Below are 17,920 nucleotides of genomic sequence, written 5' to 3'. Positions count from 1 at the left end.
CAATGAGTAGAACGAACATCACCACCAAATACATTGTTCCGCTGCTTTGCTTAGCAACAATCAGTAGCGCGGCAGCCTATACCAATTCAACAACAATACAAAGAAACCGTGTTGAATTTACGCAAATCAATCCGGGTCAAACCAATGAGGTAGCACCTCATGAATTTAGGCTTGATGGTGAAAGCCCGATAGAAACCCCTGAACTAGAAATGCGGTTCAACCACTTACACTCACTACTTCACCTTCATACCCAAGCGAAAGTGGAGAAGTACCTTGCTGGTGAGACTGAACCAAATATCATCGCCATTGATCTAGATAACTCCGTCGCCTTGGATCAAGTGATCAACTATGAAGACTACTTTGATCTTGTTGAGCTGGATGAAACCAAGATTCACCGTGAGCGTGCCGAAAGAGCTATTCGGGGGGAGATATCCAAAGATGAGCTTGTCGATGACATGCTTTCAATGATGTTTCCGGTCACCACCGAAATGCGCGTAGCCCGCATGCCATCATCAGTTCAAGTTATTAACCCTCAGTATCGTGACGCCGTAACGTCACCAATGGTCGTGATAGGGGCAGATGAATACTCTCTAGGTTGGTTCCGCACAAATATCGATGAAATATCCAGATTTAATGCAGTCGTATTGGTTACCCAAGTAGATAGCCTAATTGACTTCCAAGCCATCCAACAATTTGCCCCGCACCTGGTATTTCAGCCAGTAGCTGCAGATGACTTACTTCGCTCGGTTGGCGTCGATATGTATCCCGTATTAATAACTCGAGAGGGGATTTATCAGTAATGGCATTAGAAAAAACACTAGAAGGCAACTTACGCCCCTTATACGAGTTCCGTACAGCAGCTCTTCATCTCCCCATAGCCGCTACAAGCCTTTTCATTGGTCCATATATAGGTTTGCCTGACATTATATCTTTCGGCTTCGCAGGGACGCTTACAGCGCTTGCTTACGTTACTTACAAGCAAGGATGTAAGATCCGCGACTACCAAAGATCACTTACGGTGATCGAACCCTTCTTTGTGAAGACAACAACGATCCCGTTCTCCAAGAAGGCCACTTGGCTCGGTAAAGGATTTGAGGTCACGCATAGAGAAGCACAGCGTGTGTGGGATGCCGGCAAACCTCACCTCAAGGAATACTATGAGCTCCCGCAACATGTTCTTGATGATCGTGAGAATGAAATGCGTGTTGAGACCGGTGTAGAAACCAACCCCAAAGCAATCAGACGAGCGAACTTCACAAAAAAGCGTGTACACACGCCCTCAGACTATTTGGAATGGTACGTGGGCAAACACGCGCTGGACATGCTCTCAGTGCATCACTTGAAAAAGCTGGTACCAAAGATCGCACACGGTGCCATTGACCGGTTCGATTCCGGTCTTAGTGCTATCAATAAGAGTCTTGGCCAAAAGAACCATTACGCACCTTTACCACCTGTTGGTGGCAGCTCGATCTATCACGGTGTAGGTGTTGATAAAGAAACAGACCAGATGATCACTCATGACGAAAGGCTAGGTAATTTTATGTGCTTTGGTCAGTCTAGGGTGGGGAAGACGCGCGTAATTGAAGTGTTAATTTCGCAAGATATTGCTCGCGGGGACTCTAGTGTTGTTTGTCTGGATCCGAAGGGCGACGCAGAACTATTGGCACGTATGTGGGTTGAGGCCAAAAGAAACAACAGAGAAGACAATTTCTACATTTTTGCTCTTGGATTTACCGATATATCAGCCAGGTACAACGCGATTGGCACATTTAGCCGTATCACTGCAGTTGCTACACGTATCAGTAACAATATGGCCGCTAGTGGTGATGGTGCAGTCTTTAAAGACTTTGCCTTTCGCTTCATGACGATTGTAGCTCAAGCTCTCGTTTTCCTTGGGGAGACACCAACGTTTGGTTCAATGAAACGATATATCGAGGACTTAGAGCCGCTTTATATTCGTTACGCTAAAAAGTTCTTGTCTGAACATGTTCCTGATTATGAAGCCAGGGTCAAAGAAATATCTAATCCTCCACCTAAAAAACTGAAAACTAAGGTTAAAGGTGCTGATCAGTACGCAGATCAGAAGATGGCAATACCCGCGTACTTCAAAGGTAGATCTAGAGAAATGGTTGCGTTAGATACTGTATTACAGGAGTTCTTCTACGTTAACCCACACTTACAGAGCGAAGTGTCAGAATCATTGCGTTCAGCCTTAAAAAATGACATATCCTATTACGGGAAGATAACCGCCTCGCTCATCCCACTCCTTACCAAGCTAAGCACTGGATCTATAAAGGAAATCATCTCTCCTGATACAAATAACATTAACGATGAACGGCCAATAATTAGTTGGAAAAAAATTATCCAAAATAACAGCATTGTTTGGTGTGGTCTTGATGCGATGACCGACTCTACCGTAGCAAGTTCTGTGGGTGCGATGTTCTTCTCTGATCTGGTTAATACTGCAGGTGATATCTACAAGCACGGAATTGATAAGGGATTGCACAATTCCAAGCGAGAAACAAAAAATGAAATTTGGCTATATTGTGATGAATTTCAATCACTTGCGTCACCAGACATAGTACCACTACTCAACAGGGCGGCAGGCGCAGGCGTTCGCGTTCAGGCCTTCTCCCAAGCCTTGAGTGATATAGAAGAAGGCTTTGGTGATGCCGCTACAGCCGGGGTCGTACTCGGCAACTTCAACTCAGTGATGATGCTGCGTGTAAAAGGTGAGGATACTGCACAGTTCCTTGTCGACCAAGTGACTAAGTGCGATCTGCTTGGAATTGATGCCGCGACAGCTACAAACGGAAACACTGATAGCTTATTTGGTGAGGGCGAGGATGAAGAGAACGAGTCGGGTACCGGCTGGTTTAGTACACGAATGCAAGTAAAAGTGATGGTTGAAGCCCACGAACCAATTATCTCCACCTCTAACATCATGGGCCTACCTCGTGGTCAAGCTTATGCGGTTCTTAACGGCCAAAGGCTGGTTAAACTCCGCTTCCCATTGTTAGACGAAGTGCCGGGCTATGAGGCGCCATCTATGGATTACCTAATTGATTTATACCGAAGGAAGTACAAGCGTGACGAGAGGTTACAAGCACGATGATTTACCCACCCAAAAAACAACCTAGAAGACCAGAGGTTACAAGCACGATGATTTACCCACCCAAAAAACAACCTAGAAGACCTTTGGTTAGAGACATACCAACCGAACAATTTGATAGCTTTTCACGCAGGACTACTAATCGTGAATCAGCCTCATTGAACCGCCAAGCTTTCCACTTATGGGATACCATCCGCAGCGCATTGATGTATTTGAACCAAATGCCGACTCACACGAATATTCTGAACGGCCTAAAGGACTTGGAGCTGCTTTATGTATCTATGGCACATAAACATTTGGAGCACCATGCGCCGGCTCTACTCAGCGCAGCTTCAAAACTCAGTAAGAGTCTAAGTGAGGCAATGGCTCATCGTAGAAGCGGTGCGCACCAGGGCATTAAAGCAAATAAATTTAATATCCCAGCCGACTTGAAAGGGTGTTCTCTCGATACCATTGCCTTATCCCACACCATCGATGAATTGCATGACAAGATCCCAAAAGTTAACTGCGAGGTATTGTCATCAATCAGAACATTGATGGGCCAAACCAAGGAACATTTGGGTGAGTTGATAGCCATCGCTGATAAGGAATTTAACCAGAGCCTTGATAGCACAGTTGGAAGCAGGTCAATTCAACTCGACCTCGATAAAACTGGCGCTCGTAAAATTGTTTTTAACACCTGTGGGATTTCGCCAGCCATTGTTCAGTACAGCCAGCTTGATACTGAAGAAGAAACAAATAGATTTAAAAAGTCTGTTCAATCAGAGGTGCTTAGGTATATACGTGCCCATGAATTAGCCACACCAAAAGGCATACGCGCTCACATATGCCGATTACATTTCTTCAATCAGTCACAATGGGAAACAGTAAAGCAACTCAAGACCATATACTGGTTGCCCACCTATAAAGTTGAAGACTTAGTATCAACGTACTTCAACTCTACCTCGAAGATACGACTGAAACACTGGGCTAAGTGCTTTAAATATAGGGTTCGCTGCCGTAATTTCAGAATAGACATGACAGGTCAGCAACCACTAATACAACTTACACCTCTGTTGCCGCCAGAGCTCAGGCCCCAAACGCCTATCAGCCAGAAAAATAAACTGGTTTCGCATATAGCTCGATTCGATGAGTGTCTTAACGCTTCTAGCCACTAAAATGTGGGAAATAGCAAAAAAAGTACTAATTCAGCTGGGCGAAGCTCCTACACATCAAAATATCACGAATGCCTTGAAAGAACCTGAGCTTCTGTATGCTCGATACAAAGAGAGTACCGATGACGTAACAGCAAGTTTGGAAGCCATTTTAGATTTCGACAAACAAAGCTACTCACAGGCCTTGTCGGTGCTAACAGGTGATCTAAGAGCTCTCTCACCCAATGAGCCAATGCAATCAAAAGAGGATCAATGAAACGCGTAAATGTATCAGCAAGCGAAGTGGGTACCGTAGTTCGGTGCCCTCGCATGTACCAATTAAACAAACTGGGAATTACTACCAGGCAAGCTGCAGCAGCGCAGCATCACGGCAATAACTTTCACACGAGGGAGTCAATCAAGGCTAGAGAAGAGCAGGTTAGTATCTTCGTTCGGTTCTGGAGGTGGCTATGCCGTCTGTTTCGCTAGTTATTGAGACTGTACAGCAGCTAATCAGACAGCAAATGTATATTGAAATGCTGATGGCATTATTAGTGGCCATTGCCTGTGTTTACGCAAGCATTAGACTTGCCAGCTACTTAGGGTTCCGGTTAATACGGCTGTTTCTGCCTTACCCAGTGACTCAATATGGCTTTAGAGGAAAGCTCCTCTATGCAGACGATTCACTCGAGCGGCGAACTTTTTTCAATAAGGAGTTTGGAGTTTCAGCTAAACCCGACTTGGTATACCGACTAAACAGCGGCGCTACATGCGTACTGGAGATTAAGAGCCGTCATAAAGTGATTGAATCAGACGTTGCTCAACTGGCAGTCGGGATTGTAGCGGTGCGTACGCGTTACCCTGCAACCAAAGGCGCCATTGTCCTTGGTAATGGTAAGGTATATTGGCAGAGGAAAGCGGGCTGGTCTTCTTCCAAGATCATGCGCCACTATAAGCGGTCAGTAACCTTGGCTAGAAAAATCAAAGCAAGGCCCAAAAATAGCAAAATACCATGCAAGCCACTAGCTGAGTGCCGGCAGCAGAAATGCCCATACATTGGCAAATGCCATTGAATTTGACAGTAAATTGAAGCTGGTAACATAAGTATTAAAAATTACCGCTGTATCAATTCGATACAGCCTTTGGTTAGGGGTTAACATATGAAATTTATATCTATCGGATTAACAGCGATTGCAGCAATAGCAATATCTGGCTGCGCTATAGAAAGCGAAAAGAGCGACTTTATTTGCTTAAATGCCGACGTACCTGGCGAAACTGGCTTTAGAACTGTCGGGCTATTTGAAAGCCGCGGCACAACGACTGTCGGTTACCTTAACGATGCTCTGAATGTTGTACGACACTCTGAATGCTCAGCAGCATCAGTAACAACCGAGGGAAGCAAAGAGACATTTGCTTGGTTCACTTTCGGAAACGCGATTGAGAATGAAGACGGCCTTCATAGCCAAGAGTTCTATGTAAACAGTAGCCAATCAGAGGCACTATTGGTCACACGTCTTGAGCGAGAGGGCATACGAGCAATTGAAGACGGCCCTCTAAATAGAGTCAGTTACGCTGAATGGCCGTTTGAACAAAACGGCATTGTGGTGCAAGTTGAGGACCAACATGACCTGAACACCTATTTTGAGGGGCGCGCACTAGTCGGTGACACCCGAAAGCTCAAGCGTTTTGATGACAACCTAGCTCAATATACCTGCACCTACATCGATGAATCTGGGGTTCTAGCAATTGATAATGGATGCGTTAATGAGAATGCCTTTGACGTTCAGTTCCTCGGCCTAACAGTCAATCTAGATAGCTACGTTACTGAATTTAAAGGCCTTAGACGTAGTTATGAAACTGACAAAGAAGAACTTTGGGATGAGATTGCACGCTTTAGATGAGTTTTTCTGGGGGTCATAAACGGATCAAAATCACTTTTGAGGGCGGAGTGTACGGTCATTACAGTGATGTATACCCGCTCTTTTTCAAAATCACTTTTCGGGGGTCAATGTACACTCGAAACAGTGAGGTCAAAATTACCTCGTAACTGCCTGATTATTAGCCCCAACCTTTAGTGTATATAGCTTTACAGCCCGTAAATAGCACAGATTAAAACTACCAACACCTACAGATCGTACAATTGCGATCAGTAATCCATTCATGGTAAGTCATTGATTTTCAGCCACTGACAATACAACGCCCCTCTATTACCCTGAGAATTAGCCCTAGAACACAGTAAATTATCAGATCGCACAATTGCCCCTGCTAACTGTAACGTAATTATGTGTATGATTTTAATACACTATATCTTAGGAGGCACCGAACCTCAGTGTGGCGGTTAGTCTCAACAAAGCCCAAAACCAACAGATCGTACAATTGCGTTAAGTGCAGTTAGAACCGAAGAATCAACTAAGCCATCAACAGATCATACAATTGACAATTAAGTACAATGAACCTGGCCGAGAAGGGCGAGAATAACTACAAACCAACAGATCGCACAATTGACCGACCACAGACAGTCAAATGCACAGATACTTACAGGTAATTCAGTCACATAATGAAATGTGACATTGCGCACATTTATAGAGTATAGATCAATAGCAACCAGATATTTTTAAGCTCCTGATAAAACAGGGGTTTTATTGCGATCCTTGCAGGATCAATTGTACGATCTGTTAAACTGCGCTAATTCATAAGTTGTGGATAAATAAGGACTTATTGTGAATTCCAATTGTGCGATCTGTAGGTCTCATTAGTATGATCTGTTAACTTCAATTGTACGATCTGAAGGTGTCAATTGTGCGATCTGTTACAGGTTGCGCACTTATCCACAACTGGAAAAACTCACTGTAGGCAATTGTGTGATCTGATAGTCGATTAACTCACTTGTGAGAAAACACAAGCTTAAGTTCACTGCAGGCAATTGTACGATCTGTTGGTTCACATCGATATCGTAAAACTCTACGTCACTGTATATCAGTTAGAGATCACTTATAAATCATTAAAAAGAAGATCATTTTTTTATTTTTTACAGCTGACCATATCTTGTACTGATCTCAGATACAGCCAAAATTTGCCAAAATTGAAATGGGTGTTAATATCCCTGCAATCTCACATCACATCATCTTTGCGCATGGACATTGAACTCACTGACATCGAATTACCAGCCACTCTGAACAAGTCAAGAAGGTTCTCGATTTACTTGTTTGACGGCACTGAACGTGAGTTAAATGAAACCCTGCAAAACATTGACCTAAACTCAAAAGAGCTAACTGTTGTACAGCATCTAATTTTAGCATCTGATACCAATAAGGTTCTTAATGGCGCCGATGTATCAAAAGTCATTGGTGATCAGTACGACATACCTAGTCCATCACTATCCCGGATAATCAAAGGGCTAGTCGAAAAAAAAGGTGTTCTAACAAAAAATCCAGTCTTAGATAACGGAGTGCTTAGGAAGCAATGCTACTGCTACAAACTCCGTAGCAAACGTGAAATCGCCTCAGACTTTACGCAGCGGGAATTGTCCAAAGGAAAAAGGGGCAACTCTAAAGAGACTAGAGAAACATTGAAGAAGTCATTTGCAGAGAAAGGCCATAGCCTTGAAGTTGTTAACGGTACTGATTCTTATCAAATCAGTACCTATCCGTATGCACGTGCATTATTTCCTGCTGAATTCATGAGCCTTGCTCCAACTAGTCGTAACAAAGAAAATTATGCGCACAAAAAGTTTGTAGTTGGTACTGGGAAAAACTCGTACTCATATGTGATCGAGTGTAAGGCCCACTCGCAGGTACCTACTCAGCAAGCATTGTTGACGATGATGGATATCATTAAGCTATCCCTCGCGTATAACGCAAAAATGCTTCACACAGGCCGCTTCAAAACTGCCTATGAAGATCCAGAGTTACCGGTGTTAATTACTCAAATCCTTGCCGTTAAGGGAATAACTGACAGCGGACCTGCAAGAAAGAAAATTGACGATCACATTGAAGAACTCCAGTTCGCTCGTTGGGTCTGGTCTGAACTGGAAGGTAAACCTAACAAGAAGCGTATGGAAGGCCTCATAGACAGTGATGATTTTATCTTCATTGATCGCCTAAAGCGTAGTAATGATTATGCCGCCACTTATGAAAACGGCAAGGTAAAGCAAGATTCTCCACCGAGCGCTTACTTCATAACTCTGTCTCGGAGAATAATTGATAACCTCATGGGAAAACACAATGAAGGTGAAGGTAGTGATGGTGTTAATCAGTGGTTGTTCGTAATCCCAAAAGAAATAGTTAACGGCGACCCACTGCTGTTCTCTCTGTATCTGACGCTCAGAGAAATGAAACTAGATACACAGACATATGACTTCACGGAACTAAAACGCTTAATGTTTTTCTCTGGTGGTGCACAAAGCTTACGTAAGCAGCTACATCAAAAGTTATCATCAACCTATAAGCCCGAGAACCCGCTATCACTTGAAATAGAAGATAAAGTACAATCATTTGACTTCAATTTATGTGGCTACTACTTGAGATTCGGCACAACCGAGGGTTGTGACACGCTTACAATCTATTGTAAGAAACAGGAAATGGTGATCATGGCTGGTAGTAAATGGAATCCGGACCTTGATAACAACACTCCTACAATCGCACACCCGCTGAGTAAATACATAAGCAAGGAGCAGGTAGCTATTGATAGCATCGTGACAGAAATGAAAGCTCGCTGTACCACCGCGACAAGAAGAAAAGTTCTTTACCGTAACTTTATCATGTCCGATGATTTTGACTTTAGCTTCATTCTTACAGCCTATATGACAGACATACAAGTGAACCACCTTGCTAGTTTGTTTAATGAATATGTAGGCTTTGCAGAGGAAGATTCCTTCCGAGCTCTTAAAATGATACAGAAAGAGCTTAAGCCAATCTCTGCTGGTGGAGTCCAGATCACTTCAGAAGAGCTGGACCATTTCACTAACTATATGAGCAACACACATGGGCAAGTTATTACCCCGCAAGAAGTGATGGAACTGGCGAAAAACTTCCGAGAAAAGAGCCTGAGAGAGTGGAAGTCTGGTCAATACGATCGAATTGTTGAAAGTGTTTTTAAGAACCTTCCAAGGATTCAATCAATAATGAGTCAGCCTGAATCACTATGATGTTCCAGAGTGCATATTAGGCTGGTGAATGTTTAAGGTACAAAAAAACCGCCCACGGCGGTTTTTTTGACGATACTAAGGCTTCTCAGCCCTTGATATCTAACGTTAAACAATGTTTCTCAGGCCCTGCTTAACGTTTGCATTGAGATTTCAACCCAATAAGTTCATGACTAGTCTATGTAAAATGGGCAAACTTTGTCAACGGTTTCTGTTGTGGAATTCTCAGCCCCATATTTCTTCTTACGCGGTGACTCCATCAACTCACCACGCAGATATTACACTCCTAAAGCCCCCCCGAAAGCTCAATGCTATTTTTACTGCTCGTTCAATTAACGATATGAACTTTATCGAATTGAATTGTAGAGAAGCATGCGAAGACAAAAAATAGCTCTATCGTTATGTGTTGCCTTGGTCTGCGGACTACCTAACGCAGCGTTTAGTAATGATAACGACCAATCTCTTACGTCAGCTGAGCGCTCTAAGCTCGAGTTGTTCTTTACCCCGAGCCGGACTGCGCCATCACATTACGTACCGCCACCAGGCTACGTTAACTTGTTCGGTGCAAAAGTCACCGGCTTAAACACTTGTGACGGTAACCTGAGCTTATCTTTGGTTAACTCATTCAAAGACGGCACCCTCAAACGAATTTATGACAACTTTGCTGACATCGTAAATGAAATGGTCAGTAACCCACAGGGCGCGGCCACATTTTTGGGAAGCTTATACATCCAGAAGAGCAATGCAGGCTTGTATTCGTTGCTAACTGAAGGAATCAATTTGGGAATGAGCGACTACTTAAGTGGGATCGGTAGCTGTGAGGCAATCCTATCTTCTGCTATGTCGTTTGCCATGGACTCCCCGACAGACCAAGCTAAAGCTAACTCATTGCGCGAATTTGAAAAGCGCACTGGCACCAAGTTAAGTCGAATCGACTTACTTGATTACCTGAGACCAAAAAGTGAAAGTACCGGCTCTCATAACATACATGACCATGCTGAGCAGGGCGTAACATTCTATGCAGAGGAGGGTGGTGTTGGAGTTGTAGGTGGTATGGGTTCAGGAGGCAATCCAACATACCTCGAAGTGGTCGGTGTGACAGCACGAACTGGTTACTGTATCTACCGAGGGATAGAGCCCAATCGTTGTTATCCAGAACTAAGTGGCTCTGATATCGACCCTGACGATCCAGTAATTAACGATCCTATGCATTCGTTGCTATTTGGTGATGATCCTAAAAAACATCCAGAGCGCATCCAAGAACTTAGCCGACAAGTTTTAGGTACCGACCTAATTGCAACTTGTGACGGTTGTAAGCAGTCTACCGAGCCCGGCACAACCCTGAGAGGCTGGTACTCCAATGAGCGAAATAAAATCGCAGGTGATATTCACCAGATACTCTATAAAAATCTGCCATTAGTGACAGAAGAAGAACTGCGTAACGTATCAGCTCCACCATCTCTCAACGTATCACTAGACCACATTCGAGCTCTGCACTTAATCAATAACGCTGAGATAAGATATAACTTCATCGGTGGTTTAGCTGTGGACGTTGCTTACATTCGCTCCATCGCTTTAGCTAACTATCTTCGTGGGTATCTGCACACAGCTTCCAACACTAAAGAAGTTCGTGATGCAGGCTTGCGCAGCCAGATCCTAGAACGGATTGAAATGCTCCACCAGCAAGAGCAGGCACTACAACGAGAGCTCCAAGCAAACGGCTATAAACCTCAAATGTACGTCAAAGCACTTGTTCAAATTCTTGAGCGTGGTGTTGTAACTGACGCAATTGTGCCATCTGCGGGGTTATAAACAATGTTAGTCGTGCCTGAGATCACCGGAGCATTCACAATCCCTTACGGCATTGGTATTGGAACTAAAATTTGGCAACTTTTGAATGAAACAGGCCTTTTTCTTGTTCCTTTTGCCTTCGCTGTTCTCAAGGGCATGATTGAGGCCAGAAGCCAAGGAGCCATGGAGGGCTCCGCGGCTGCCTTGTCGATTAAGTACATTGAAAAAGACTTCATCACAAAGTTCGCCATTCTGCTTTTTTTTGTTATGCCATTTGGGTCCGTTACTGATCAAGTGTCATTCAAAGCCTATTCCTGCCGGGGCGGTGACGTTTCGGTTCTAGGAGATGCGGCAACAGTCGTAAATATACAACCTAATCTACCTAATGCAGCTTTCATCGGTGAAAGAAAGCTGCCTCTGGGGGTTGGGTTTGTCCACAGCCTTGCAGTCGGAAGTAGCCAAACGCTCATAGGCCAAACTGCCTGTGATGTAAACCTTAACCAGTCGGCAATGAACAGCGACAATGTTGCAATCGCTATTGATACACACCCACTTGATTATTCAATTCGAGAGTTCTACAAGCAATGTTACGTTCCTGCTTTTGAAAACATTCAAACGGCTATCGCTAATGGCGAATATAATGGTGGTGTTCGCTTGATGCCAAAACAGGAACAGTTTTTTAGTGCCGAACTTTATGGCGCATATCTTGGTTCGACTCCGGGGATAAGCAGTGGTCCTATGACCATGAATATACCCAAATCTCACTGGGTGGGTTTTGGTGAGTTTGATGATCCAAGCAATCCTAGCGTTACTAACGCATCATGTAACAACGCTAGCCAGTCAATTTACAATGAGATTGTTGATTGGTTCGCTGACAACTGGCAGGAGCGCCTTGAGCTTGCACAGGCAACAAGCATTGCTTACCAGGGCAGGGAAGGACCGGTATCACCTCAAGACGTATTTGAGCGCTATGCACATCAATCGTTGATCGACACCTCTGCCGGCACAGATAAGATCTTCAACACGGTATTGAATTCCGAGGCGCAAAAAAGAAGCACCACACTGTCTGAGAAAGCTGCTCGAGTAGCTACTCTGATTGGTCAACTGGAACAACATGTAGCAGTTAATCTATATGGTCAGTTAGGGCCTGTGATCATTTCAGCTTTAATTGCCTTCATGTATGTAGCAATGCCACTCGTACTGATCATCTCTGGTCTATCAACAATGGTTCTGGCGACGTTCATGTACCTGATTATCTTCTTGTTTGGTACCTACTATATCCTAGATATAGCTTGGTACGTCGATACCATCTTATTGTCCTTGGCCAACAGCGCCTTTGGTATAAGCACGACAGGTGATCTACTTGGTTATCTCCAAACACTCTCACCAATGATTTTGCTCGGTGGATGGTCATTGATGGGGACGCTGATGGGTATTAACGCAATTCCTGTCATATCTGCACTGATCGCTTCTGTATCCATTAATGCGGCCAAGTCGGGTGTTGCTGCTGGTACGTTCATTGGCCGAGTTGCACTTAAAACTTCAACGAGCGGGTTTTCTAGCGGTGCAACAGAAGTTGCTAACAAGGCAGCTAAAGCGACCCAACAATCGTTAGAAGCTGCTCAAAAATTTTTCGGGAAAAACTAAAATGGTAATCAGTGAACCAACAGGCTTGTTCATACTGCCATTCATGATCACTCTTGGCGCAAATGCTTGGAACCTATTCAATGAGCTAGGCATTATCTTTATACCGTTCGCACTAGCAATATTGAGTGCAATCATGAAGGCGCGGACGATGGGGAAAGACGCTGGTAGCCCGGCAATGATGTCCATCAAGCTAGTAGAGAGATCTTACATTGTCATGTTGCCGGCATTGCTAATTGCTACGGCACCGGTAAACATGGGCGGCACTCCAACTTACACCTATCGCCAGTATGCGTGTGCAGATGTACCTTCTATCATCAGTAATGCAACGAACGTGTCCGACCTTAGACCTAACTCTAATTTTTCGGATATGTATGGTAATGACCGTCCAAGCTTACTGATGGGGCTTACTCACGAGTTATCGACGGTCATCAACGGTGTGAGCATTGGTTTTTTAAACTGTGCGACGGGTGAAAACGCCCATGAAATAGCAGAAATACTCTCAAAGGCTGAAATCAAGAACAAACTCGTGTTTGACATGGTTCGTGACTTTGATAACCAATGCTATCAAGAGGCAGTGACCAGACTTAACACTTACAAGCGCAACAATGTAGCGATGAACATCGACTTTGATTTGCCCCCATACAACACACCTGCAGCATTAGCTTTTGACTCTATAGCGGTGCAGCAACTTTATAATGGTGGTATCCGCTCTGGTGGAGCTGACAGTCAACTCTATTTCAACACTAACAGTCGCTGGCCATCACACGATCCTAATGATTCAGTTGTGACATGTAATGTAGCGGTAAATGATGTTCGTACGCTAATTCTTGATGAAGTAGATGAGAACCTACAGCATTGGCGCAACATGTTGAGCAACGACCGAGATATCGAAACTTATGCTGCACGTATCGCATCTTTCCGAAACCAGTCTGGTGGTCTAGATACAAACCTAACGACCAATGATGGTCTCAACGAAATCATTCGTACTGCCTATCAAAATACAGCTACGTCCTGGGCGAGCGACTTTATCGTGTCTTATGATGTATTTGCAGATGATAACGAGCGCAACCGCTCCCGCATGGCTATTTATCAATCTGAGGTTGTGCCAGAACGTGAACCTTATGAAGCAGCTAATAGAGAAGCCATGAGAGGTATCAATACAGATACCGGCCCTATTGGAACCTTGGAATATCTTGGTCTCGCTTTCTCAAGCATGGGGGAGTCTATAAGGTCTTCAATGCTGCAGCGCACACTGCCAGTCGGTGCAACCTTGCTGCAGGGCTTCATATTCATGACTGTGCCGATCATCTTTGTCATTGCCGGCTACAACGGAATGGTGATTAGTCGCGTGCTGCTGTTTTACTTCTCACTAGCCATGATTCCATTCTGGCTTCAATTAGGCGATTTGTTTGAAAGTGTAATTGTCTATCTGATTTCTGATTTTTCAGACGGCATAAACATTGAAAATGAAGTTGCTAAACAAAGCATGATCTACATAGGGCTCGCGCTAAAGGTTTTAGCTATTGGAGCTTGGTTTACTTTCATGCAAACGCTGGGCATCCGCGCTACAACCATGGCGACTGCAGCAATCATGGCATCGGCAACCTCTGCCGCATCAGCTGCACAACGCGGTGTAATCATGGGTATGAATAAGTTTATGCAAGGTTACAACAAAGGCCAGAATGAAAACGACGATGATGACGACGACCCGCAACAACCAAGTATCGTCTAGGGAGGCTAAACATGGTAATTAGTGAAGCTGCTGGCCTGTTTATTATCCCATTCTTTCTAACGCTAGGTGGAAATATCTGGGCGCTGCTCAATGAGACAGGCATTATTTTCATCCCCTTTGCCATCATCGTAGTGGTTTCATTTTTTGAAGCGAGGGTAGCTGGTGATGCAGCCGGCAGCCCCGCCGTACTTTCAATCAAATTAATTGAGACTAGGTTTTACTCAATGCTGGTGGTATTGGTTATCGGTGCCATGCCGTGGGGAGTAGGAGAGCCCGAGTTCACGTTTAAGCAGTTCTCTACCAAAACCAACCCAAGCTGGCTTTCAGGCGTGGAAAATATGGATGACTTGAGGCCTAACAGCCTCTTTTCTGACATGTACGGAGGAACACACCCACCGTTATTGTTTGGTGTTATTCAGAACCTTACAGCAGGTACGAACGGTGCTCTAACGGCCAAAATACCTTGTACTATCGACACTGATAGAAACACCTGTGTTACTGATGTGGACTTTTCAATCATCACTCAACACATTGGCGATATCAAAGCTAAAAGCGTCCCATTGCAAAAAATCACCTCGGACTTCAACGAGCAATGCCATGTCAAAGCGATCAACAAGGTCCTTAAAGCGGAATCGCTTGGTCAAACCCTATCAATAAATACCAACGTGTATCCGAATAACACCAATGCTCGTCTAGCCTTTTTTAGCCCTCTAATGCAGCAAGTCTTTCTTGGTAATCACTTAGTCGGACAGACCATGGATCCAATGACCATGCAAACCTCTGTTGAGTGGGAACAGTCACACCATCAAAACACGATTCTTGGATGTCGAGATGCAGCCAATGAGCTCACGCGGTTGCTGGAGGTTGACTACGCAACACAGGAAACTGAGAAAGACTGGCTAGTTATTAGAGGGTTAAAAACACTGCTCTCGCTATACCATAACAGTGATAACTCATCTCTTGTGCCTTCACCAACAGAGGCACAGGCCAGAACTGAGATTATTAACTCAATGTACGCTAACACTATCGCTGCTTATGAACTCGAAGTTGGCAACGTCAATAAAAACATTTCGTGGTTTGGACTACCTGATTTTGATTTCGAGATGCCAACCTACGAAAGTATCACCGACGCTATTGGTGATGTAATTGTAGATACCACTTATCGGGTGACATGGGCATTCTCCTCGATTGACCAGTGGCTTAAGCTCCAAGTGTATCAAGCGATAGCACCGACAGCCGTTTTGCTAATCCAAGGCTTAATACTAATGGTGTTGCCATTATTGATGGTTCTTAGTAGCTACAACATGAAGTTGCTTTATCACCTCGCCATTTTCTATTTCAGTTTAGGAATGACCGGCTACGTGCAGGCTGTGGGAGAGACAATTACCACGATCCTGCATAGCATGCACAGCAACCCAGTATTCAACTTAAATCCCATGACCGTAATTGACGGCACCGAGGTTTACACAATAGGCCTGATGGCAACTTTGATGCTAAGTGGCTTGTGGATCGTCCTGATACAGATGATTGCCAATACCGCGGGTAACCAAGTAAATGCACTCGTTGAAGATTTCTCTAAGTCGGCTACTTCCGGAAAGCTAACCAGTTCCGCAATAAGACTGCACAACGTGCTAAATAAGGGCGGAGATAAGGGTGATCTGGATGATGACAACGACTCAATGACTAATGTTGTTGATAGTGACCTCACAAGCCCAAATTAACACAGGGCTTGCAACATATGGGGACGAGATATAGTCCCCAATATCAGGAAGTTAAGCGATAAGAGGATTTTGGAACAATGATAAAATGTGTAGCAAGACCAATTAACCCAAATGAGCCGTGCCTATTGGTTGACAATGAGTTCAAGCCACTCAACATTAAGGATGAAGATAACCACGTGCAGCACACTATCCCCGCACCTAGCTCTGGATGGGATTACAACGCTCTAGAGAAGGCGTGTATCAATGTCCCAGGCCTATCTAATGAAATAGCTTACTGCGCTTACCTTGGCCAGCAGTGGGTCGGTAGCACGGAGATATAAGATGAGTGAATCAATATTACTTTACGTGAGTTGCTTTTCAACTTTGGGCATGGCGCTAACACTCACTCGCTATATTTTGTTCAAGCGAGAGCTATATAAATTAAAGCAACAAATGAAGAAGCACCATCTAAAACATGGTTTTGATGACCAGCTCTGGGACTTGTTCGTTACGAGAACCCGCAAAATGCTGAGTTTCTGGAGGTAGGTATGGACATCACAGCGGAAATTACCACCAACAACCCAAACCACAGTGGCCAGTATTACTGGTCACTACCTACTAGATTAATCTATTTCTCGTCGCCAACCTTCATTAACTAGCTGATATTGACATATTTCCAACGCAAATATGATGGTTGAAGTCCGCATTGATTTAATGCGTAGATGAATAATTTTAATGGAAACCAGATCAATGAACTTCATCACTAAAACTATATCAACACTGGCCATCACAGTCCTAACATCAACTATCGCATTCGCTGATACAGTCCGTATCGGGACGTGGAACATCGAGTGGCTGGATGAGCAATCGAGCCGTCATCAGTCTATGCGCTCTAGCGACGACTACGCAGCGCTTGCAGATACTTTTGCGCAAACCGGCATTGAGGTATTGTCATTTCAAGAGGTTGGCTCTGAAGGTGCACTTCGAAAAGTCGTCGGTGATGATTACGCCATTGAAATGAGTGGCCGCGCAGTGACATACAATCAACATCAGAATAAAGAACTGTGGCGACAATATACCGGCTTCGTCATCGCAGATGGCATTGATTACGTTCGAAATTTAGATCTTAATTTGGATGTTGAGAACCGCAATCGAATGAGGCACGCTGTTGATATCACAATAAAAAACAATGGTGAAGACTATATTCGACTACTGAGCGTACATTTAAAGTCCTCATGCTTTAGTCAACCTAGGGATAAGTGCCAGGTACTAGACAAGCAATCAAAAATTTTGGCTAAATGGGTTTCGGAACGTGAAAAAGAAGGCGCTGCTTATGCAATTGTTGGCGACTTCAATAGAAGAATGACATCGAACCGTAACCCGTGGTTTCTTGATACGTTAAAGCAGAATAAATACAACCTCAAATCAGCATCTGGTATCGCTAAATCACAGTGTTGGAGTAAGGTTTATAACCGCCGAACTGGTTCATCACGCATCACTCAGTATCCTGACTACATTGACCACATTGTGACAGGTGAACAAGCATCGAACCTAATTGTTGAAGGATCATTCAAACAGACTACGCCATCCTATGTAAACACTACTAAGTACAAACTCTCAGACCATTGTCCGATTGGTGTCGATTTCCGCATTTGACAAATT

General features: G+C 44.2%; 13 protein-coding genes. All 13 read left to right on the top strand.

Annotated features, from left to right (window positions below; translation table 11 throughout):
• Positions 1–2: 2 nt before the first annotated feature.
• Positions 3–800 (top strand): PFL_4695 family integrating conjugative element protein, encoded by a 798-nt coding sequence (locus C9I99_RS21095; RefSeq protein WP_133638284.1) that lies wholly within the window; start codon positions 3–5, stop codon positions 798–800.
• Positions 800–3,115: a conjugative transfer system coupling protein TraD gene (gene traD, locus C9I99_RS21090; RefSeq protein ID WP_107350814.1), complete on the top strand. Its 2,316-nt coding sequence runs from the start codon at positions 800–802 to the stop codon at positions 3,113–3,115. Before C9I99_RS21095 ends, traD begins: the two co-directional genes overlap by 1 nt.
• The gene (locus C9I99_RS21085) at positions 3,112–4,269 is read left to right on the top strand and encodes a hypothetical protein (protein ID WP_107350813.1); all 1,158 of its coding nucleotides are present in this window, start codon (positions 3,112–3,114) and stop codon (positions 4,267–4,269) included. The genes traD and C9I99_RS21085 overlap by 4 nt, the downstream gene beginning before the upstream one ends.
• Position 4,270: 1 nt before the next feature.
• Positions 4,271–4,522 carry a hypothetical protein gene (locus C9I99_RS21080; protein ID WP_107350812.1) on the top strand — a complete coding sequence of 84 codons (252 nt, stop codon included), beginning with the start codon at positions 4,271–4,273 and terminating at the stop codon, positions 4,520–4,522.
• A 193-nt stretch (positions 4,523–4,715) separates the two neighbouring features.
• Positions 4,716–5,318, top strand: coding sequence for a hypothetical protein (locus tag C9I99_RS21070; RefSeq protein WP_107350810.1), 603 nt, complete (start codon positions 4,716–4,718; stop codon positions 5,316–5,318).
• An 87-nt stretch (positions 5,319–5,405) separates the two neighbouring features.
• A complete protein-coding gene (locus tag C9I99_RS21065; protein ID WP_107350809.1) occupies positions 5,406–6,146 on the top strand; it encodes a hypothetical protein in 741 nt (246 codons plus the stop codon).
• A gap of 1,022 nt (positions 6,147–7,168) precedes the next feature.
• On the top strand, positions 7,169–9,391 hold the full coding sequence (locus C9I99_RS21060; RefSeq protein WP_133638285.1) for a replication initiator protein RctB domain-containing protein: 2,223 nt from the start codon (positions 7,169–7,171) through the stop codon (positions 9,389–9,391).
• A gap of 369 nt (positions 9,392–9,760) precedes the next feature.
• Entirely contained in the window at positions 9,761–11,200 is a 1,440-nt protein-coding gene (locus C9I99_RS21055; protein ID WP_107350807.1) for a hypothetical protein, read from the top strand.
• Between the two features lie 3 nt (positions 11,201–11,203).
• Positions 11,204–12,826, top strand: coding sequence for a conjugal transfer protein TraG N-terminal domain-containing protein (locus C9I99_RS21050; RefSeq protein WP_107350806.1), 1,623 nt, complete (start codon positions 11,204–11,206; stop codon positions 12,824–12,826).
• A gap of 1 nt (position 12,827) precedes the next feature.
• A complete protein-coding gene (locus C9I99_RS21045; protein ID WP_107350805.1) occupies positions 12,828–14,558 on the top strand; it encodes a hypothetical protein in 1,731 nt (576 codons plus the stop codon).
• 11 nt (positions 14,559–14,569) lie between these two features.
• Positions 14,570–16,279: a conjugal transfer protein TraG N-terminal domain-containing protein gene (locus C9I99_RS21040; protein WP_107350804.1), complete on the top strand. Its 1,710-nt coding sequence runs from the start codon at positions 14,570–14,572 to the stop codon at positions 16,277–16,279.
• Between the two features lie 77 nt (positions 16,280–16,356).
• A complete protein-coding gene (locus C9I99_RS21035) occupies positions 16,357–16,599 on the top strand; it encodes a hypothetical protein (protein WP_107350803.1) in 243 nt (80 codons plus the stop codon).
• A 409-nt stretch (positions 16,600–17,008) separates the two neighbouring features.
• Positions 17,009–17,914: an endonuclease/exonuclease/phosphatase family protein gene (locus C9I99_RS21025; RefSeq protein ID WP_107350801.1), complete on the top strand. Its 906-nt coding sequence runs from the start codon at positions 17,009–17,011 to the stop codon at positions 17,912–17,914.
• Positions 17,915–17,920 lie beyond the last annotated feature (6 nt).

It is taken from the genome of Photobacterium lutimaris (genome assembly GCF_003025555.1).
GTDB classification, from domain to species: domain Bacteria; phylum Pseudomonadota; class Gammaproteobacteria; order Enterobacterales; family Vibrionaceae; genus Photobacterium; species Photobacterium lutimaris.
This window is presented reverse-complemented; position numbering and strand designations above follow the sequence as displayed.